The 22430-nt window shown below is 26.4% G+C and carries 17 protein-coding genes and 2 riboswitches; of the genes, 13 read left to right on the top strand and 4 right to left on the bottom strand.

The window, feature by feature from the left end; translation table 4 throughout:
• The first annotated feature begins 9 nt into the window (after positions 1-9).
• From polA to T314_RS0100810, 6 genes are all read left to right on the top strand, one after another.
• A complete protein-coding gene (gene polA / locus T314_RS0100835; protein WP_029511769.1) occupies positions 10-2697 on the top strand; it encodes a DNA polymerase I in 2688 nt (895 codons plus the stop codon).
• Between the two features lie 17 nt (positions 2698-2714).
• Positions 2715-3542 (top strand): DNA-formamidopyrimidine glycosylase, encoded by an 828-nt coding sequence (gene mutM / locus T314_RS0100830; RefSeq protein WP_029511768.1) that lies wholly within the window; start codon positions 2715-2717, stop codon positions 3540-3542.
• Positions 3543-3703: 161 nt separating this feature from the next.
• A complete protein-coding gene (locus tag T314_RS0100825) occupies positions 3704-4888 on the top strand; it encodes a DnaD domain protein (protein WP_029511767.1) in 1185 nt (394 codons plus the stop codon).
• 7 nt (positions 4889-4895) lie between these two features.
• Positions 4896-5831 carry an AAA family ATPase gene (locus T314_RS03875; RefSeq protein WP_051612866.1) on the top strand — a complete coding sequence of 312 codons (936 nt, stop codon included), beginning with the start codon at positions 4896-4898 and terminating at the stop codon, positions 5829-5831.
• Positions 5832-5922: 91 nt separating this feature from the next.
• Positions 5923-6936 (top strand): type I glyceraldehyde-3-phosphate dehydrogenase, encoded by a 1014-nt coding sequence (gene gap / locus T314_RS0100815; RefSeq protein WP_029511765.1) that lies wholly within the window; start codon positions 5923-5925, stop codon positions 6934-6936.
• Positions 6937-7049: 113 nt separating this feature from the next.
• Positions 7050-8264, top strand: coding sequence for a phosphoglycerate kinase (locus T314_RS0100810; RefSeq protein ID WP_029511764.1), 1215 nt, complete (start codon positions 7050-7052; stop codon positions 8262-8264).
• Between the two features lie 40 nt (positions 8265-8304).
• On the opposite strand, the gene T314_RS0100805 is transcribed toward T314_RS0100810, so the two are convergent.
• The gene (locus tag T314_RS0100805) at positions 8305-8991 is read right to left on the bottom strand and encodes an ECF transporter S component (RefSeq protein ID WP_029511763.1); all 687 of its coding nucleotides are present in this window, start codon (positions 8989-8991) and stop codon (positions 8305-8307) included.
• An 88-nt stretch (positions 8992-9079) separates the two neighbouring features.
• A riboswitch (FMN riboswitch) is annotated at positions 9080-9196 on the bottom strand.
• 63 nt (positions 9197-9259) lie between these two features.
• Between T314_RS0100805 and T314_RS0100800 the strand changes: the two genes are divergently transcribed.
• Complete coding sequence (locus T314_RS0100800; RefSeq protein WP_029511762.1) at positions 9260-9766, top strand: hypothetical protein; 507 nt, start codon at positions 9260-9262, stop codon at positions 9764-9766.
• Between the two features lie 63 nt (positions 9767-9829).
• On the opposite strand, the gene T314_RS0100795 is transcribed toward T314_RS0100800, so the two are convergent.
• The gene (locus tag T314_RS0100795; protein WP_029511761.1) at positions 9830-10780 is read right to left on the bottom strand and encodes a hypothetical protein; all 951 of its coding nucleotides are present in this window, start codon (positions 10778-10780) and stop codon (positions 9830-9832) included.
• 144 nt (positions 10781-10924) lie between these two features.
• Positions 10925-10986, top strand: a riboswitch (nucleoside riboswitch).
• A gap of 87 nt (positions 10987-11073) precedes the next feature.
• Between T314_RS0100795 and T314_RS0100790 the strand changes: the two genes are divergently transcribed.
• The 3 genes from T314_RS0100790 to T314_RS0100780 all read left to right on the top strand — a co-directional run bounded on the left by T314_RS0100790 (position 11074) and on the right by T314_RS0100780 (position 15730).
• On the top strand, positions 11074-12297 hold the full coding sequence (locus T314_RS0100790; RefSeq protein WP_029511760.1) for a PhnD/SsuA/transferrin family substrate-binding protein: 1224 nt from the start codon (positions 11074-11076) through the stop codon (positions 12295-12297).
• Positions 12298-12365: 68 nt separating this feature from the next.
• A complete protein-coding gene (gene phnC / locus T314_RS0100785) occupies positions 12366-13115 on the top strand; it encodes a phosphonate ABC transporter ATP-binding protein (protein ID WP_029511759.1) in 750 nt (249 codons plus the stop codon).
• Complete coding sequence (locus T314_RS0100780) at positions 13115-15730, top strand: PhnE/PtxC family ABC transporter permease (RefSeq protein WP_051612865.1); 2616 nt, start codon at positions 13115-13117, stop codon at positions 15728-15730. Before phnC ends, T314_RS0100780 begins: the two co-directional genes overlap by 1 nt.
• A 22-nt stretch (positions 15731-15752) precedes the next feature.
• Here T314_RS0100780 and T314_RS0100775 read toward each other — a convergent pair whose 3' ends face one another.
• Positions 15753-17519 carry a ribonuclease J gene (locus tag T314_RS0100775; protein WP_011183468.1) on the bottom strand — a complete coding sequence of 589 codons (1767 nt, stop codon included), beginning with the start codon at positions 17517-17519 and terminating at the stop codon, positions 15753-15755.
• Positions 17520-17673: 154 nt separating this feature from the next.
• Positions 17674-18276: a peptide deformylase gene (gene def / locus T314_RS0100770; protein WP_029511757.1), complete on the bottom strand. Its 603-nt coding sequence runs from the start codon at positions 18274-18276 to the stop codon at positions 17674-17676.
• Between the two features lie 172 nt (positions 18277-18448).
• Here def and T314_RS0100765 point away from each other — a divergent pair, with 172 nt between their 5' ends.
• From T314_RS0100765 to T314_RS0100755, 3 genes are read left to right on the top strand one after another with little or no spacing between them, the layout of a single operon-like run.
• The gene (locus tag T314_RS0100765) at positions 18449-19408 is read left to right on the top strand and encodes a glycosyltransferase (RefSeq protein WP_029511756.1); all 960 of its coding nucleotides are present in this window, start codon (positions 18449-18451) and stop codon (positions 19406-19408) included.
• Positions 19409-19414: 6 nt separating this feature from the next.
• Positions 19415-20251, top strand: coding sequence for an RDD family protein (locus T314_RS0100760; protein ID WP_029511755.1), 837 nt, complete (start codon positions 19415-19417; stop codon positions 20249-20251).
• Complete coding sequence (locus tag T314_RS0100755; protein WP_029511754.1) at positions 20244-22415, top strand: ATP-dependent helicase; 2172 nt, start codon at positions 20244-20246, stop codon at positions 22413-22415. The genes T314_RS0100760 and T314_RS0100755 overlap by 8 nt, the downstream gene beginning before the upstream one ends.
• Positions 22416-22430: the final 15 nt, after the last annotated feature.

The raw sequence follows: 22430 nt of genomic DNA, 5'->3' as shown, positions 1-22430 counted from the left end.
GAGGGAATTATGAAGAAAATTTTATTAGTAGATGGAAACTCATTATTATTTAGAGCATATTATGCAAGTGCATACGCAGGACCAGTTTTAAAAACAACAACTGGTATACCAACCAATGCAATTTTTTCTTTTGCGAATATGCTAACTAGTTTAATAAGTGATAGAAACTATTATGATGTAAAAGTAGCTTTTGATAAATCAAAGAAAACTTTCAGACATGATAAGTTAGAAAATTATAAAGCAGGAAGATCAGCAACTCCTGAAGATTTAATTCCCCAATTTCAAATTGTTAGAGAATTTTTAGATTCATCAAATATTTCTTGATGAGAAAAAGAAAACTATGAAGCTGATGATTTAATTGGAACCATGTCAAAAACTTTAGAAAATAATTTTAGTGAATTTGAAGTTGAAATATTAACTAGTGATAAAGATATGTTTCAATTGATTAGTGATAAAACAAAAATATTATTGCCAAAAACTGGAACATCAAATCTAGAATTATTTGGAGAAGCAGAATTATTAGAAAAATGAGAAGTAGCTCCAAAAAATGTTGTTGATTTAAAAGGGCTTATGGGTGATCCTTCAGACAATCTTAAAGGAGTTGAAGGTGTTGGTGAGAAAACCGCAATTAAATTATTAAAAGAATTCCAAACTATAGAAGGAATATATGAAAATATTGATTCTATATCAGGTAAATTACAAGAAAAACTTATTAACGGAAAAGACTCAGCAATTTTATGCAAAGAAATAGCAACAATAAATTGTGAAGTAGAAATAGAAAATTTGGTTTTTGAACCAATAAATTTAAATTTAAATGGACTTATTAATTTTTTAGAAAAATATGAAATGAATTCATTAGTAAAAAGATTATCTACTAGAGTTGGCAATATTAACGGAAAAGATGAACAAATTAACAAAGAAGAAATAAAGTTTAATGAATTAAAAAAATGAAATAATGAATTTTCTTCTGAAACAAACTTTTTATATATTGAATCAATAGATGAAAACTATCATAAAGGACAGGTATTAGGATTAGCCATTTGTAATGAAAAAGGATTCTTTTACTTAAATGACATAATAAATGATTTAGAACTTGAACAATTTTTCTTAAATGATCATTTTAAAAAAAATACTTATGACATTAAGAAAACAGTAACTCTTTTAAGAAACAATAATATAAAATTTTCGTTTTCTAGTTTTACTTATGATGCAATGATTGCTTCTTATGTTTTAAATCCTAATGTGACTTCTAGAATTCAAAATTTAGCTAATATAGTAGAAACAGAATTATTTGTTGAGGAAGACGAACTTTTCTATGGTAAAGGTGTAAAGCAAAATAAAGAAATAGATACTGCATCAAAAGCAAAATTTATTGTTGGAAAGTTAGAATTACTTTACTCAACACATAAACCAATAATAAATTTATTGAAAGAAAATAACCAATTTGATCTATACGAAAAAATCGAACTTCCTTTAGTTGAAGTTTTATTTAATATGGAACAAAAAGGTATTTTAATTGATAAAGTTGAATTAGATAAACAAACAGCAAGAACACTTTTTTTAATTGAAGAATTAGAAGAGAAAATGCAAGTAATATTAAAAGATCAAATAAGCGAAAATTTTAACTTCAGTTCGCCAAAACAAATTAAAGAATTATTATTTGACCAAATTGGTTTACCATCAAATAAAAAACAAAGTACAGATAAAGAAGCTTTGGAAAAAATAATACATTTACACCCAGTTATAAATTTATTATTAGAACATAGAAAATTAAATAAACTATATTCAACATATCTTAGAGGTTTTGAAAAATTTATTTTTGATGATAATAAAGTTCATACTATATTTAATCAAACACTTACTAACACAGGAAGATTATCTTCATCTGAACCAAATATTCAAAATATATCTGTTAAAGATGAATTGCAAAGAGAAGCACGTAAAATATTCATTTCAAATAATGAAACAAAATTTTTTAGTTTTGATTATTCACAAATTGAGCTTAGAGTTTTGGCCCAGTTAGGGCAAGAAGACACTTTATTAAATATTTTTGAGAATGATAGAGATGTTCATGCTGAAGCTGCTAGAAAAATATTTAAATTAGAAGAAAATAAAGAAATTACAAGTGATCAAAGAAGAATAGCCAAAGTCTTTAACTTTGGAATCATATATGGCCTAAGTGACTTTGGGTTAAGTAATGACTTAAAAATATCAATTCCTGAAGCCAAAAGATTTATTGATGATTATTATCTTTCATTTCCAAAACTTATGACATATAAGAATAGTTTAATAAACCAGGCAACTGTTAATGGATATGCTGAAACTTACGCAAACAGAAGAAGAATTGTTAGTGAATTGACGTCTTCTAATTTCATGGTAAAAAACTTTGGAAATAGAATAGCTGTAAATATGCCAATTCAAGGGACTGCTGCTGATATATTAAAAGTAGCAATGAATAATATACATAAAGAATTTACTAAAAATAATCTTAAAAGTTTTATGACTGCACAAATTCATGATGAAATCATTTTTGAAATTTTTGAAAGCGAAGAATCATTAGCAGTCAAAATAGTTGAAGAATGCATGAAAAATGCTTTTGTTGATTTATCAAAAATAGTTCAAAAAGAAGAACAACCAATAGAAGTTAAACTTGAAGTTAATAAGTCTAAAGGTAATAATTGATTTGAGTTAAAATAATTTAAGGAGTGGGAAAAATGCCAGAACTACCAGAGGTTAGAACGGTTGCTGTTTTTTTAAACAAAAGAGTAGCAAATACAACAATTTTAAATGCAGAATGTTTTTTTGAAAAAATGATTTGAAGAAATGAAATTAAAGATTTTTATAAAAATGTTTCAAATCAAAAAATATTCAATGTTTCAAATTATGGAAAATATTTAATGTTTGAACTTTCAAATCAAATTATTATAAGTCATTTGAGAATGGAAGGTAAATGAAGTATTTCAAAAAAAGAAATAGATATTTATAATGCAAACCATTTAAGATTACAGTTTGAGCTATCAAACGGCGAATATTTAAAATATTATGATTCTAGAAAATTTGGAACAATTGAGATTTGAGATAAAGAAAATTATAAAGAAAAAAGCGGAATGGATAAATTAGGTCCAGAGCCATTAAATAATCAACCTTCTTTTAAATATCTAAAAGAAAAAGCGATTAAATCTAATTCTTTAGTTAAGGCTTTTATATTAGATCAAAGTGTTCTTTGTGGAATTGGTAATATATATGCAAACGAAATTTTATTTGCAGCAGGTATTAATCCAGAAAGAATAACAAAAACATTAACAGATGAAGAACTTAAAAAAATTATCAAGTTTTCTAATGCAATATTAGAAAAAGCTATCAATTTAAAGGGGACTTCAATACATAGTTATAAATCTGGAGATGGTGAAACTGGTCAATTCCAACATGAATTAAAAGTGCACTTAAGAAAAGACGAGAAATGTTTTGTTTGTGGGACAAAGATATTAAAAAAACAAGTTGCAGGCCGTGGAACATACTTTTGTACAAAATGTCAACACTAGCTTTTTGTGGAAATGTGGAAAACACAAAATAAATCTATGTTTAACATAGGTTTTTTTAATGTTTATAAACACAACAAAAAATAATTAAAAAGTCTATATAAATTATTAATTTTTTCATATTTTTTTATTTTATATTTATATTTGTATCAAGGGGGTATGGTATGAACATTTTAAATCGTAAGTATTTAATTCACTGATCAAAAGAATTATCAAAAATTGATCATGAAGTTCTTTTTAATTTATACCAGCCCATCATAGGTTCATCAGCCATTGGACTATATAATACTTTAATATTAGAAAGTAACTGAAGTAAAAAATTGAATTCATCACCTTTTACTTTAGAAAGAATAGCATTAATAACAGCATCACCTGAAAAACAGCTAAAGAAAAATTTAGGGAAACTTTCAAAACTTAAATTGATTAAATGTTTCAAATCTAAAAAAAGTGGAAACATGGCAATTGTAGTAAACTTACCGTTGTCTCCAAAGCAATTCTTTGAGAATCAAGCCACAAGAGGGTGACTACTAAAAAAAGTTGGTGAAGAAAACTTTGAACTAGCGCATTTACAATTTAAGAATAAAGAATTTAATATTGATGATCTAGATTATGAAGTTGAAGATCTGTTTGAAAACAATGAAGACAACGAATTAGATTTAATTGATATTGAACAAGCTGTTGAAACAATAAAAAAAGATGTTTATATTTGTGAAGAAATGCTTAACTTATTTGAGTTAAATAACATTTTGGTAAAAAAAGGTGTTTTAATAGAATTTAATGAAAGCGTAAAATCAAATTTAGATGCGCTTCTACTAAAAAAAGAATTTAGTATAAAATTTATAGCTGAACTACTAGTAAACCATTATAAAAAATCAATTAAAGAAATTGATTGAATAGCTTTAAATATTGAGTTTAAAGCTATATCAAAAGAATTTATAAGAAAAACTTTTGGAAACGATTTATCAGATGATGACATAAATATTATTAATAGTTTTAATTCTACAGAATGACTTACATTCTATAATAAATGTATGGACGTTGAAGCAGATCAAAACGTTATTGATATAATTAGTTCGCTTAAAACAAGATACAACTTATCTGATGGAATATTAAATTGTTTGATTAGTTATTCATACTTAAAAAATAATAAAAAATTTATTTATAACTATGTTGTAAAAATAGTTGAATCTTTAAAAAACAAACAAATTTCTACAACAAGAGAACTTTATACATATTTGAAAAATGTTAGCAAAAGAACTGATAAAAATGTTGAAGATCAAAATTATACATATGCTAACCAACAAACAACAGAATTCGTAATGGAACAAAATATAGATATAGAATGGTAGGTCGAATATGGATATTCAAATTTTTAAAGATAATAGAGTTATTGCAAATTTAATTGAAAATAGCAAAAATGAATCTCATGAAATAACAGATGATGTTTTAAAACAAAATTTTATTATTTTATTTGAATTTGTATCCGACTATACAGAATGCTCAACTGGTCCAATAAAGGAATGTAAGCAAAGAATTAGGGGGCGACAATTAAACTTAACTTTTAAAAATTCAAACTTTTATTTAAGTTCTTCACCTTGTGCTCATTTTTTATATGAAAATAAAAACCAAACAATTAAAAATAATTATATTTATAAAGACTTTAGTGTAGATGCGTTTCCTAAGACAGTAAAGAATTATTTAGAAGATCTAAAAACTGAAAACTTTTTTAGTGCTGAAGAAATTCAAGAGCGAGAATTGATAATAAAAAATTCAGGAAAATTAGTTGTTGATTATATTAAAGACATAAAAAATATTGATCGAATAAATATTAAGGGAGTTTATTTACATGGTAACCCTGGTATTGGTAAAACAACAATGTTAAAAACACTAGCCAATGAAGCAGCAAAAAGAGAAGCCAAAGTATTTTTTTGTACTGCACCAGATATAATAGAAAAATGTAAGGAACAGTTTAGTAAAAACTCTAATTCTTCTATTCCATATATTGATCAAATGAAAAAAGCTGACATTTTATTTATAGATGACTTTGCTGGTGAAATGGTTTCAAGCTGAACAAGAGATAATTTATGATATATAATTTTGAATTACAGAATGAATAGAAAAAAACTTACTTTTATGTCTTCAAATTTTACGTTTTATGAACTAGATAAAATTTATAATATAAATAAAAATAATAAAGAAATTGAAGTTATCAAAGTAGCTAGACTAAAAGAAAGAATAACAACTTTAACAACATTTGTAACACTAATGGGAAAACAATCTAAAAGAACATAATTTTTCAAAGATTTTTTTGAAAAATTTGTTCTTTTTTATTTAAGAGTGTAAAATTATTATTGTATAGATATTACAAGAGAGGATAAAATATATGTCAAAAAAAGTTGCAATTAACGGATTCGGAAGAATCGGACGTTTAACATTTAGACAATTATTCAACCAAGGAGTTGAAATCGTTGCTGTTAACGATTTAACAGACACAAAAACATTAGCTTACTTATTAGAATTTGACTCAGCACAAGGAAAATTCCAAGAAGGAAAAATTTCATACACAGATAACTCAATTATCGTTAATGGAAAAGAAATTAAAATCTTTGCTGAAAGAAACGCAGCTGATTTACCTTGAGGTAAATTAGGAATCGATTTAGTAATCGAATCAACAGGATTCTACACAGATAAAGATAAAGCATCAGCTCACTTAACAGCTGGAGCAAAAAAAGTTATTATTTCAGCACCTGCTACAGGAGAAATGAAAACAATCGTTTATGGTGTAAACCACAAAAACTTATCAGCAGAAGACGTAATTATTTCAGGAGCTTCATGTACAACAAACTGTTTATCACCTGTTGCTAAAATCATGGATGAAAAATTCGGAATCGTTAAAGGAAAAATGGTTACTGTTCATGCTGTAACAAATGACCAAAAATTATTAGACTTACCTCATGGTGACTTAAGAAGAGGACGTGCAGCAGCATGAAACATCGTTCCTTCAACAACTGGAGCAGCTAAAGCAGTTTCATTAGTTTTACCAAACTTAAAAGGTAAATTAGATGGATACGCATTACGTGTTCCAACAATTACAGGATCAATTACAGACGTTACTTTACAATTAAGCAAAAAAACAACTGTTGAAGAAATTAACGCAACTGTTGAAGCAACAATTAAAGCAGACGCTGAATTATCAAAAGCAATTAAATTTAATACACAAGAAATCGTTTCAGGAGATACAATCGGATCATCATTCGGTTCAATCTTTGATGCAACATTAACAAAAATTACTGAAGTTGATGGTGAACAATTAGTTACTGTTTGTGCATGATATGACAATGAATCATCATACGTTTCACAATTAGTAAGAACAACAATTTACTTCATGGGATTATAATTCCTAGAATTAATAAATTTAAATACCCTTTGGGGTATTTTTTTTGTTATTAATTTAATAATTTATATAAAAGAGTTAAAATATATATTGTAAAGAAAAAAGAGGAGAATAAAATGAATTACAATTTGAAAAAAACATTAAAAGATATTAATGTAAAAGGAAAAAAAGTTTTAGTTCGTGTTGACTTTAATGTTCCATTAAAAGATGGAGTTATTACTGATGACAATCGTATTCAAGCAGCATTACCAACAATTAAATATTTAGTTGAAAATGATGCAAAAGTTATCTTATTTTCACACTTATCAAGAATTAAAAGTGAAGATGACAAAAAAACTAAATCATTAGCTCCAGTAGCAAAAAGATTGGAAGAAGTTTTAGGACAATCAGTAAACTTTGTTAACCAAACAAGAGGAACTGAATTAGAAGCTGCAATTAATGCATTAAATGAAAAAGAAGTTTTATTATTTGAAAACACTCGTTTCGAAGATGTAAAAGATGGTGAAGTAGTTAAAGCTGAGTCAAAAAATGATCCAGAATTAGGAAAATACTGAGCAAGTCTTGGAGATGTATTTATTAATGATGCATTTGGTACTGCACACCGTGCTCATGCTTCAAACGTTGGTATAGCTTCAAACATTTCTGAATCAGCATTAGGTTTCTTAGTTCAAAATGAAATTGAAATGTTAGGTAAAGGAGTAGACGCACCTGAAAGACCTTTTGTTGCAATTTTAGGAGGAGCAAAAGTTTCTGACAAAATTGGTGTTATTGACAACCTTTTAACTAAAGTTGACAAAATTTTAATTGGTGGAGGTATGACTTATACATTCCACAAAGCAATGGGATTAGAAATTGGTAACTCATTATTAGAAGCTGATAAAGTTGAATTGGCTAAAGAATACTTAGAAAAAGCTAATGGAAAAATAATGTTACCTGTTGATAGTTTATGTGCTCCTGAATATGCTGATGTTGCTCCAACATTATGTGGAGAAAATGTTCCAGCAGGAATGATGGGATTAGACATCGGACCAAAAACTATTGAAATGTATGAAAAAGAATTAGCAAATGCAAAAACTGTTGTTTGAAATGGGCCAATGGGAGTTAGTGAATTTGAAAATTTCAAAGCTGGTACTGTTGCTGTTTGTGAAGCTGCTGCAAAACGTAAAGCTGATGGAGGTTTCACTTTAATTGGTGGAGGAGACTCAGCTGCAGCTGCAATTAAATTAGGATTCAAAGATGAATTCTCATGAATTTCTACAGGTGGTGGAGCTTCATTAGAATATATGGAAGGTAAAGAATTACCTGGAATTGCTGCAATCCAAAACAAATAATTAAGTTAATAAATAAAAAACAGACTCGTGTCTGTTTTTCTTATGCTCTAGATTGTTTAATTAAAATTAATAAAACCTTTAGCGTTGAAGCAAAGAGCAAAATATTGATACTATATTTAGCTAAAGTTACACCAAATCCGACTCATAAAAGCATTTTTCAATAACCACTACCATCATCTGATAAATAATACATTTCGAAAATAAATTTATCATTACATAACATTGAGATAAAACCTGATCCAATCATAGATATTAAACCAGCAAAACAAATTAAAACAATAAGAATTTTTATTTGATTTTTAAATATAAATTTTAAAAATATAAATTTTTTTAAGACAAAAAATGAAATTGCAAAAATTGTTAAAAAGGTTGTATCTGAAATCATCATTGAAAGTAAACCTATAGGTTCACTACCTAATAATAATCTAAACCAAATTGCAGTAATGGACAATATAGATGCATATATGTAGTTGGAACACAAATATATAATTAGTATTACAAAGAAAGAAATCTCGATTGTGTAAACACCAACAATCATTGGAATTGCTAAACCCATAATGACTTTAGAAATTATAGTCATCAATATTTCAATTGCGAATAACATTGAAAGCAAAGCTATTTTTCTAGTATTAAGTTTAAAAGTATCTTTTAATACTTCTTTTCAATTCTTTAGGTTTATTTCTGAAAAATCATATTTATAATTTCATAACTTATATTTTTTATCCATATTAGTCCCTCCTTTCGGGTATAAAAAAACGCTTATAAAAAAGCAAGGCGGACAGCAAAAAATTAAACAAAAAATTGTTTATTGTAGCTGACATTTTCTACCATCCGGACTATACCGTCGGTTTCAGAATTTCACTGAATCAACCAATTAAGGTTCATGGACTATTACCATCGGTAAGGAATTTCGCCTTGCCCCGAAAATGTTATATTTATATTATATAAAAATATTATTTTTAAAGTTATAAAATATAATAAGTAAAGGAGATAATATGAAAAATTGTAACTATTGTAAACAACCAATAAAACCATACCAATTAAGCAGAAGTGGTCAAAGTTCAGCTGGCGCTATTTATACTACTAATAATTCAAATTTAGGTTTTGTGTCAACAAGTGGAAGAATATACACAAGTCATATGGGATGTTATAAGACAGTTAATAAAAAAATATTACCATGAGTTATTTTAGCTCTTATTTTTGTTATAATTGCTTCTATTTTGATGTCTGTTGGAATGATAGATTTATTTACTTCTAAAAGCTATGATTGAGAAGATTTAAATAATCATGTCATAATTGATGAAGCCCAAAAAACTAAAGGAATTATTGAACTTGTCTTTTGTGGTATATTTTTTGTTTTAGGTTTTGTTTTAGGTTTTGGTGGCTATGCGTATGCATTATCTTTTGTTAAAAATGGAGAACACGCTAATGACTACATTGATGAAGAAGCAAAGTTGATTTATGATGTAGCACTTAAAAAAGCTAAAAAAGAATTAAAATAACATATTTGTTTTTAGAATTTAATTAATATTTCATAATAAAAAAAACGGATTTAAATCCGTTTTTTATGCTTTTTGTTCTTGAACTCTAGCTTCATCAACTTTTTCAAAGTTATTAATTTTAATAACTTGTTCTTTTGATCAAAGACCTGAAATAATTTTTGAATACATTGAAACAACTCAAGTAACATATCAAATTTCAAGTCCTATTCTAGAAAATGCCAAGAATATTGCAAATACTTTAAAGAATCCATCGTAACGGTTCATATAACTAAAAGATTGGAATATAACACCTATTAATCTAATGATAGCCATTATAATTAAGAATACTAATTCTAAAGTGGCAATGATTGTAAAAATAACACCAACTATTTGCATCATATATCCTTGTAAGTTTTTTTCTTTCATTAAATCAGATGAATTGCTTCTTGAAAATAGTCCAAATCCAAGAATTCCTATTAATAAACCAACAATTGATAAAGTTAAAGATAAAAACCCGATTAATCCAAAATCAGTACTTGTATCAATTAATTCATTAAATGTTATTCCTGATGATAAAGTTATTCAAACAAAAGATACTAAAAATAATGTAAAACCAATTAACATTGTTAATCCCAAGTGTTTTGCCAAGAATGCTCTTGGATTCATTGAAGATTGAGTTTCGATATTTGGTAATGATGTTAGTATGAAAGGTGTAATTAATCCTCCAACCCCAACACTCAAAATTGCAAGTATATATCTATTAGCAATTACTTCTTCATCTGAAGCAGAATTTAAATAAGTAATTATTACATATGCTGAATATATTGATTTTCACAAGAAGTAAATCTCGATACCAATTATTAAAGAACTCAATGTAACTGTGTTTGGATCACCTGAACCCAAGAAATCACTACTTGAAAAAAAGTAAATTGTCATTATTAGTATAATAGCAGTTACTGCTGTACCTAATATTTGAGCAAATTTTATAAACCCTCTAGGAATATAGCTTCGCCCATAATTTCTATTTATAGCCATATTTTATAATCTCCTTTTATGGTTAGATTAATTATAATATTTTTACTTCAAAAAGTATAATGTAAGAAAAAAATATTTTTTTCATAAACTATTGTTTGTTTTTAAAAATATGTTTAAAATGTAAATAACAACTTAATAAGAAAAACTTATACAGGGTAGCATAATGGGCTACTGAACCGCCCCGGACCAATCTCGGGACTATAAGTGTGTAGAGGTTTTTTGTAAAAAAAAACCTCTTTTTTCTATTTTTTAAAGTTTTTCTTTAAGTTGGTTTTTTCAAAATAGGGGGAAATATGAAAAAATTATTAGCAATAGTTGGTGCAATTGGATTAACAGGAACAGCTGCAACAACAGTTGTCTCATGTGGAACAACAGATACATTTGACATTATTTTTATTCCATCAAATAATGCAACTGAAGTTATTAACACAGTTAAACCATTGGAAGAAAAACTACAAGCAGAAATGAAAGCAAAAGCTGAAGAGCGTGGTGAAACATTTACTAAAAAAGTTAAAATTTCAACTTCTACAAGTTATGAAGCTGCTGGCTCAACACTAGCTGCTGGTAAAGCTGATTTAGCATTTTTACCAGTAGGAACTTACAATAAAAACAAAGGTACTATTAAAGAAGACGGAACATATGATAAATTAGGTATTCTTCTTGAATCTTCTAGAGATGCATATACAGTTGAAAAAGATATGCCAGCTGGTTCTATAACACAATCAGATTCTTTAAAATATGCAAATGAATATAATAAAATATTAGATATTACAGGTAATGAAACTATAACAAAAGAACAAATAAGAGAAAAATATTTAGACACAAGCAGTAATTCAGAATATTACAGATCTTATGTTTATGTAAATAATGATTTGTTAAATAAGAGTGATATTAAACTATCTGAAATTTCAGCAGATGATGAATATCAAGCTGCTTTAAGAAAATTAATTTTACCTGGAGCAAATGGTGAAGAAGCAAAAGGAGACGTGAATTTTTCTGTTTCAAAAAGTAAAACATCAAGCGCAGGAACTATTTATCCTTTAATGTGACTTAAAAATGTAGCTGGATTTAATGATGAACAAGTTAAATACATATATACAAAATCAAATAGACAAGCTGATTATCCATCAGCTGCACAATATGTTTCAAATACATCAAACGGTGTTGCTGTTGGTTTCAGTGATATTAGATACGAAATCAAGGATGAAGCAGCTTCAATAAAAGCATTTAAAAATACAAGTGTTATTGGAATGTCAGACAAAATTATAAATGACGGAATAATGTATTCAAGAAAAAGAATTAATGATGATAAAATTATAAAAGACTTAAGAGATTCATTCAAAGATCTTATTAGTAAAGAAGAAAATAAAGAAATTTTTAATGTGTACAACCATACAGATTATATTGGACCTAAAGAAGAACAAACTCCAATTGAATGAGAAACAGCTTTAGATAAAGAAATAACTGTTACTAGTGTTGAAGCAGAAAAAATTGAAACATTAATAAAAGATCTTTAGTAAAAAAATTTTAATAGAAAGATAGTTAAAATACGCATTTTGCGTATTTTGCTTGCTAAGTGAATATAATGATAGAATTTAAAAAAGTTGAAAAAGTTTGACCAAATGGAAAACATGTTTTAAAAGATATTAATTTAAAAATTAATGCGGGTGAATTTGTTGCTGTTATTGGTTTATCAGGAGCTGGTAAAACTACATTGTTGAAAACGATAAATAAGATAAATAATATTAGCTCTGGAGAAATTTTTATTGACATAAATGAAAATGAAAAATATGAAATAAATAAAACTAAAGGTAAATCTTTAAGAAATTTAAGAAAACACATTGGGTTAATGTCACAAGAGTACAACAATATTGAAAAACAAACAGTTTTAAAAAATGTTTTAAACTCAAGAGTTGCTCAAATGAATTTTTTTAGAGCAATGGCAGGATTTTTTACTAAAGAAGAAAAACAAAATGCTCTTGCAGCTCTTGAAAAACTTAATTTACTTGAGTTTTCATATATTAGGGCTGATAATTTGTCTGGTGGTCAGCAACAACGTGTTGCTTTAGCAAGAACAATAAATCAAAATCCTAAAATAATAATAGCAGATGAACCTGTTTCAGCACTTGACCCAATATTAGCAAATAGAGTTATGGAAGATTTTAAGAAAATTAACTCGGAATTAAATATAACAGTTATTATAAATATTCATCATGTCGATTTAGCATTAAAATATTGTGATCGAATAATAGGTTTAAAAGATGGAGAAATAGTATTTGATGGGGAACCTAAAAAATTAAATGAATCCAAATTAGAAGAAATTTACGGAAAATAATGACTAAAAGATTATCAAATTCTATTTTGAATCAAAAAGCATTCAAGATAAAAGATAACTATTCAAAATCCCCAAAAAAAATATTCTTTTGATCAATAACTTTATTTACACTTTTTATAGTGATACTCTCATTTTTCACTTTAGATTCAAAATGATTAGAGTTTTTTAGAGATATGCCTAGTCTTTTTGAAAGAATAGGTGAAATGTTTAAATGAGATTGAACTGACTTTAACGCAATTAATGGTACAGGCCACTCGTTTTTATATAACGCTTTTGTTTCTATATGAGACACTATCGTTATGGCATTTGCTGGAACTGTTATTGGTGTTGTAATTGCAATTCCTGTAGCTATTTTAGCTTCTTCAAATATTGTAAAAAATAAATCTGTAAATTTTATAGCTAGACTTATACTTTCAATTTTTAGAACTATACCATCTTTTGTGTATGCATTAGTTCTTGTAAATTATTTTGGTGCTACAACTTTTACAGTAATGCTTTCATTAACTATGTTTACATTTTCAATTTCAGGTAAAACATTGTATGAAAGAATAGAACAAATAAATATTAAAATATTTACTGCTTCTCAATCAACTGGAGCAAATAAATCTGTATCATTTAGAGCAGCTGTTTGACCTCAGGTATCTCATCATGTACTTTCAATAATGTTTTACTCTCTTGAAACTAACATAAGATATGTTTCAATCATTGCGGGTGTAACAAGAATGGGAATAGGTCAAATGATAAACAATGCAGTTGACTATAATGAGTGAAATAGAGTTGGTTTCTTATTAACTCTATTAGTTGCAGTTATACTATTTTTAGAACTTTCAATATGATTAATTAGAAATTACATTATAGAAGATAAAGATTTCAGAATAGATGGTAAAGAGCAAAGAAAATTTGATAAAAGAATAAATAAAATAAAATCTCAAAAAGACATTAATTTTTATATCAAAAATGTACTTTGTTTAGATATAGATAAAAAAATAACTGATTCTAAAAACAAAGAAAATACTAAAAAATTGGTAGAGCAAAAAAAAGAATTAATAAATAACTTTAAAAGTGACTTAAGTACTAAAATAGAAAGTGACGTCGAAGCTTATAAAAATTTAAAGAAATCAAATCCAAATAGTTTTGACTTGTATGCAAAAGATTTTGAAACTGGCTTACGTTATAGAATAGATAAAATAAATAAAGTAAAATTTAAATTTAAGGTTAATGAAATTAAAAATGCAAAAATAGAAGAAATAAAAAATGAAAGAGCTAATGCTAATAAAAATTTTATTGAAAATCTATCTGTTGAAAAAGTTTTAAGAAGTGAGCCTAAAAACTATATTAAAAGAATAGTTTTATATGCAATAATTTTAGGTTTCTTTATTTACACATTAACATTACTAGAATTTAAACTTTCATCAAAAGAATTAATTGAAGCAACAAATAAAAATTTATTAGAAATTTTAAAAATAAATTGATCATCATTATTCATTTCTAAAGCAAATGGTGGAAACAGTAATGCACCTTATAGTGTTATGTATCTTTTATATGAAACTCTATCTATTGCAGTTGTAGGGACTTTTATAGGTGCAGTGATTGCATATGTATTAGGTATGTTATCATCAGAAAAAATTGTTAATAAATATGTAGCAAGAATTTTTGTCGCATTAACATCAATGATGAGGGCAATTCCAAGTTACATTTATGCATTAATATTTGTAATTGTTGTTGGAATGGGACCTTTTACAGGTGTATTAGCTCTTATTATGGGAACTATAGGCATGCTTACAAAATATAATAGAGAGTTATTTGATGATATAAATCAAAAAATAATTTTTCAACTTGAAGCAACAGGAGTTAATTGATTTACCAAATTAAGATATGGGATAATGTCTCAAACATCAACAGCAGCGATGTCAAATATTATTTATAGATTTGATATAAACTTTAAAGAAGTTGCAATGTTAGGAGCTGTCGGAGCTGGTAATATGGGATATTTATTAAATTCATATTTCTCTGATCAATATTTTAATGAATTTGGAGCATTATTATTCGGTATTATTTTATTTACGTTATTAATTGAATTTATTTCAGCTTCAATAAGAAATAAACTTTCATTTGGAACTAATTTAAATTTAATTTCTTCAATAATAAATTTTGTAAATCAAAGATACTTTGCAACTTTTAAATCAAATGAAAAACAATTAAATATAGACTCTAAATTATCATATGAAGAATCAATGTCTTTATATGCTTACACAAATCAAACTATATTGAATAATGCAATAGCAATGAAAAAAGAAGAAAAGCTATCATTTAAAGACGCGTGAAATAAAGCATATATCGATTTCTATAATATTAGAAAAAAATATGATAGTTCAATAACTGATAATAATATTGTCAAATTAGAAGAATTAAAATTCAAGAATAATAAAAAAGATTATGCTTCAAAAAGAAAAGCTTGAGTTGTACAAGTTAGACAAGAATCAAAATTAGAAATAATTAAATTTAGAAAATCATTAAAAAATGCAACAGATTTAAAAGCACGAAAAGACTTAAAAAATTCTATTAAATATTCAAAAAATATTAAAAAATTAAAAATCACAAACATTAATTATTAAAAAAATAAGAGTTTTTAAACTCTTATTTTTTGTTTAATATAACTGGAATGATTAATGGATTTCTACGTTTAGTTTTAAATATATATGGAGAAAGTGATTGTTTAATCGCTTTTTTTATTGCACCAAATGTAGGCTTATTAGAATTTAATACTTCATTTATAGCTTCTGTAACAATTGTAATTGCTTCACTAATTACATTACCTGAATCTTTTACATAAAAACTTCCACGTGAAATAATTCTAGGTGCACATAATAATTTATTAGTTTGAGAATCAATTGAAACAACAACTGAAATTAAACCGTCTTTACTTAATATGTCACGTTCTCTAATTATATTTGAAGCATGAGCTGTCATATCTTTTCCATCTACATAAATAGCATCAGCATCAACACGTTTACCAATTTGAGCATTACCTTGTAATAATTCTAATTGATCACCATTTGCCATAACAAATCCGTGCCCTTTTTGTAGGTTAACAGATTCAGCTGTTTCAATATGTTTTTTTAACATTCTGAACTCACCATGCATTGGCATAAAGTAATTTGGTCTTAATAATGTAAATAATAATTTTTGTTCTTCTTGACTAGCGTGACCTGAAGTATGAATTCTGTTGCTTGGTGAAGATTCAATAACATTAGCACCAATTCTAGTTAGTCTATTAATTAAGATTTCAACATCAGCTCTATTTCCAGGGATTGGTGATGAAGAGAAAATAACTGTATCACCGGGAATAATAGAAATAGATTGGTGTCTATTTGTAGCAATTCTTGAAAGAGCTGCCATTGGTTCACCTTGACTACCTGTAGAAATAATCATTATTTTATTTGCTGGATGTTTATCAATGTCATTTGCCTTAATAAACATTTTATCATTAATTTTTAAGTGACCCATTTGACGGATTATTTTAATAATTCTTTCAATTGATCTCCCAAGAATAACAACTTTTTTGTCATATTTATTAGCTAACTCAACAATTTGTTGAATACGGTGAACATTAGAAGCAAAAGTTGTAATAAATATTCTACCTTTTGCTTTTAGAAATAATTTATCAATATTTTCAATAATTCCTTTTTCACCAGGTGTATAACCTTCAACTTCAGCATTTGTTGAATCAGACATTAAAAGTTCGATTCCTTTATCACCCATGCTAGCTAATTTACTTAATTCAGCAAAGTGCCCTAAAGGTGATCAGTCAAATTTATAATCCCCTGTTGAAAAAATATTTCCATTTGGTGTTTCTACTAAAATACCAAAAGCATCAGGAATAGAGTGGTTTAAAGCTGCATAACTTACACGTAAATTTTTAGTTGCTCATATATCGTCAGCAACGTATTCTTTAACAATTGTTTTGTCAGTTAATTTATGTTCTTTCAATCTATCTCTAATTAAAGCAGCAGCTAATTCAGGCGCATAAATAACAGGTATATTAACTTGTTTAACTAAATAGTGAATTCCACCAATGTGATCTTCATGTCCGTGAGTTATGAAAAGTGCTTTTATTTTTGATTCATTTTCTTTTAAATATGAATAATCAGGAATAACTGCGTTAATACCTAACATAGAATCATCTGGGAACTTAACTCCAGCATCAATCATAATAATTTCGTTTTCATGTTCTATACAGTAAGTATTTTTACCAATTTCTTCAAGTCCACCTAAAGCAAAAACTTTAGTTGGTGATTCAGTTTTAATATATTTTCTTTGAACTTCTTTTTGTTTAAAAACAAAAGGTTCAAAATCTTCTTTTTCAATAATTTGATTAGTAGAAGTTATTTTTTCCTTTTCCATTTTTCCTCCATTTATATAAAATAAACATACATAAATATTACTTATGTTTTAACTTTTAACTATTAAATTTTCATTTTTATGATTATTAATTAAAATATAATGACTTAACATTTAATATGTAATTTGTTTTTTGTTAAATTGATAATATCACAAATTAAAGAACAACTCAATCTTCGTCAATAAATTCAGGTTCATCAACATTAATATGGTCATAGTATAAGTTACCAATGTTGTGGTCCATTTCATGTTGAAAAACAATAGAGCGGTAGTCTTTAAGTTTTAATTCGACTCATTCTTTTTTTAATCAGTCAAACCCCTTAACAGAAATTATTCAAGATCTTGGAACAATTCCATGTTTGTCTTCATCAACACTTAAACATCCTTCGCCTTCTTCTAATGCTGCCATTCTTGATGATTTTGCGACGTATTCTGTATTAATCATTGCATATTCTTCTATTTGGTTGTTTGGTAAATTAAATCTAATATAAAACATATCTTTATTTACACCAATTTGAGGTGCGGCAAGCCCAACAGCGGGACGTAAATAGTCTTCTTTATCTTCATAATTAAATTCATCGTCTTGACTAGCTACAACAAAATCAATTAATTTTTTCATTGTTAGTTCTTCATCTTTTGATAAGTTATTAACATCTGCTACTTTTGTAGAAACAGATCTAATTACTTCTTTGTTATCATCTTTTGTTAATCATTCGTTAGATGGTATTTCATTTTGTAATAAATAATTTTTTATACTCATAATATCGTCCTTTCATGTTAAAAAACTTATTGTATTCTCGTTATTTATTATTATATCTTAAAATCATTTTAAAAAATAATTAGGTTCTTCGATAACTACTTAAAGGAATAAATAACAAACAAATACCTTTTAGTGTAAAATATATATAGTTATATTCAAGAGAGGTAAAAGGATGTTAGTTTCATTTATTATTTCTAGCCAAGCTAGAGAAGAAAAATTATTTAAAACAATTAATACACTAAAAAAACAAACTAATGATTCATATGAATTAATCATAGTAGTTGACGAACCAAACATTGAAAAAGAAGCTATAGATTTTGTTAGAGATCAATTTATTGAAAACGACAAAATTATGCTAATCTTTAATTCAAAAGGTCAAGGAGAATCATTAAATTGAAATAATGGGATAGAGTTAGCTCGTGGTGAGTATGTTTCATTTTTAAAAGAAGGGGATTTAATTAATGAAAATTATGTACAGACAGTACAAAACATCGTTGAATCAAACCAAGCTAAAATAGATTTAATTGAAGTTCAGTATGAACAATCAAATCTATTTGAGGGTCATACACAACCATTATTAGAAACAAATAAATTGTATGATTTACAAGATAATAAAGAAGTATTTGCTTATATTTCACAAGAAGTTTATGGTAAATTATTTAGAAGTAAATTTATAAAAGATTTTAGAATAACTTTTAAAAAGAATGTTAGATTTGATATGCTATTTTTATTTATGGCACTTGCACACTCAAGAAACTTTTATTTATCAGGAGATGTTTTATTTAAACATAAAGTATCTGTACCTAAATACTCAATTTTTGATATAGTTAATCAATGACCTCACGTATTAAACTACTACAGAAGAATTGGAACATATAAAGAATTTAAAGATGAATTAAACTTTGCAGCCAATTACTGTATGGCATATGATTTCTTGAATCTTTCAAAAAGCATCAAGAATCCAGCTATTCATAAAAAAGCAATTTTATTTGTTAATACAAAACTCGACAGAAAAGTGAAGGAATTCATAACACAAAATGCAATTTTCTTAGAAAACGCAAACCCAGATTTCACAATAAGAATGGAAAATTTCAATAGCTTTATTAATGAACGACTAAAAAAATTAGGATAATTGATAATGTTTGAAGTAAATAAAAATGTTGATGGAAATTATGAATTATTAAAAGTAGAAGAAAATGCATTAAAGGAAAATGAATTTTATTTACCAAGTTTATGAAAAATATTTTTTGCAAGACTTACAGATTTAATTATTAGTTCTTTATTATTTTTAATTTTAGGTTTTATCTTTAAAGATCAAGCTAAAGAAGGTAATTGAATTTTCTTATTTATAATTTTTTTAGCAGCATTAATATGAAATTTTTCCTACTTTGTTTTACTACCATACTTTTTAAATGGTAAAACAGTAGGAAAAATTATTTTTAGAATAAAGTTAGTGAAATTTAAAGCAAGCGAAAAATTAAAGTTCAAAGATATATTTGAACGCGAATTATGATTCATATTACTGCCATGGTGTCTATTATATTTAGGAAATATACTTTTTCTTTTCTTAATGTCAAAATATGATAAGACTAAATCTAGTGTTTATTTAGACGCAGGTTATATAATATATCAATTAAATTATTGAATTTTTTTAATTTGAAATATTGCTATAGCACTGTCCATTAAATTACAAAAAAATCATCAATCATCAGTAGATATGAAGAACAAAGTTATAGTTGTTTTAGAAAAACAAAATCAAACAAAAATTTATAAAAATAAATCTGGTAAATCTATTTTAAAAGAAACACCGGGTAAATTTGATGATGCAATTTTAGAAGAAATTGGTAACTCAGAGGAAAAAGAATTTTATAATTCAATACAAGTTGATAAACCTAGCTTAACTGAAAATTTAAAAATTGAGAAAAAGAATCAAAAACAAATTGAACAAAAAGAAAAAGGAGAAAGCCATGAATAATTTATTATTACAATTAAATGAACAACAATTGGCAGCGGTAACAATAACAGACAAACCGTTAAGAATAGTTGCTGGTGCTGGTTCTGGTAAAACTAAAGTAATTACCACAAAAATTGCTTATTTAATTGAAGAACTAAAAATGGTTCCTTATAAAATATTAGCTGTGACTTTTACCAATAAAGCAGCAAGAGAAATGAGAGATAGAGTAACAAAAATTATACCTAACTTAACAAGTAATCCTCATATTTCTACATTTCATGCTTGATGCTCAAGAGTTTTAAGAGAAGATTTTGAATTAGTAGGTTTAAATAAAAACTTTTTAATTATCGATCAAGGTGATCAAATTGCAATTTTAAGAAGTTTAATAAATGAACACTTTAGTCATTTACCTGAATTAAAAAAATACACAGAGAAAAAAATTATTTATAGAATTGGTAATTGAAAGAATGATTTAACATCTCCATTAGAAGCAACAGAAGAATGTTATAGTGGGATTGAAAGAGCTATTGCTACGTTATATCAAAAATATGAAGACTATTTAAAAACAATAAATTCAATTGATTTTAACGATCTACAAGTTCTTGTTTTTAAACTATTTAATGAGCATCCTGAAGCTTTAGAAAAATGAAGAAATAGATATGATTATGTTATGGTTGATGAGTTTCAAGACACAAACGATCTGCAGTTTGATTTAATAAAATTTTTAACAAGAGATAAAAATAATTTAACAGTAGTTGGAGACCCAGATCAAACAATATATTCTTGACGTGGAGCAAAAGTTGATATTATTTTGAATTTTACAAAATCATTTTCAAATGGTGTTAGCATCACACTTAATCAAAATTATAGATCAACTCAGAAAATTTTAGACTTAGCAAACGACTTTATTAATAATAATAAAAATAGAGAAGCTAAAGATATTTTTACAAATAATGCAACAGGAGATTTACCAACAATTAAAGAATGTGAATCTAGAAATGATGAAGCAAGATATGTAACTTTAAAAATTAAGGAATTAATCAAAGATGGTTATGAGTATAAAGATATTTTTGTACTATACAGGCTTAATGCTTGATCACAAGAATTTGAAAAGGAATTTCAAAATAATAAAATTCCTTTTCAATTAATTGGTGGAATTCGTTTTAAAGACAGAAAAGTAATTAAAGAAGCAAATGCTTTTTTAAGAACTTTAGCTACACAAGATGAACAAGCTGTTGAAAGAGTTTTAAAAAGCATTCCAAAAGTTGGGGATGTAACAATTAAAAAATTAAAAGAAAAAGCTAATGACATGAATGTATCGCTTTATGACTTAATTGTTAATGAAGATGAATTGCATATAAATCAAGTTTCAAAACATTTGACAACAATAAGAAATGTTCTTTCAAACTCTGCAAATGTTTATAATGAAAGCAAAAATATCAGGATGACATTGCAATATATGCTTGTTGAGTCAGGATATATTCAAAAACTGAAGGATACAGAAAAAAAAGAGGATTTAAGTTACATAGACTCATTGTACGATCAACTAGAAAATTTTGATAAATCATATCAACCTGAAGATTCAAACGAAGGATCAATAGAAAAAATAGTTTCTTATTTACAAGAAGAAGCACTATTAAATTCTGATGCTGATGATATTGAAGCACAAAAAGTTACTTTATTAACTGTACATGCTGCAAAAGGTTTGGAAAATAAAATAGTTTTTGTTGTCGGTCTTAATCAAGATGTATTTCCAGGTAGATTATCTTCAAATTCAGCTAGAGAAATAGAAGAAGAGAGAAGAACTTTATATGTTGCTATAACAAGAGCAGAAGAAAAAGTTTATATAACATATATTAAAGGTGAATTTTCATTTATTTCACAATCAGAATTAGCACCATCAAAATTTATTAAGGAATTCGACCAAGATTTATATCAATTCGAGGGTAAATATCAAAAGAGTTCAAATCCGTTTGCTAATACAAGCCACTTAAGTTCAATCAAATCAAATCAGCAGGTCAAAACATCTGCAAGATATGAAAAGAATGATGTTATAGAACACATGATTTTTGGTGATGGAGTTGTTATTGAAATAAACGACCAAACAATGAAGGTTGCTTTTAGTTCAAGTTATGGAATTATGCCAATTTCAATTAGCGACGCAACCATATCAAAGAAAAATTAATAAATAAGAATTGAT

Source organism: Mesoplasma grammopterae ATCC 49580 (genome assembly GCF_000701525.1).
GTDB classification, from domain to species: Bacteria; Bacillota_I; Bacilli_A; order Mycoplasmatales; family Mycoplasmataceae; genus Mesoplasma; species Mesoplasma grammopterae.
Note: the sequence above shows the minus strand (reverse complement) of the source record. Positions and strands in the feature narration are given on the sequence as shown.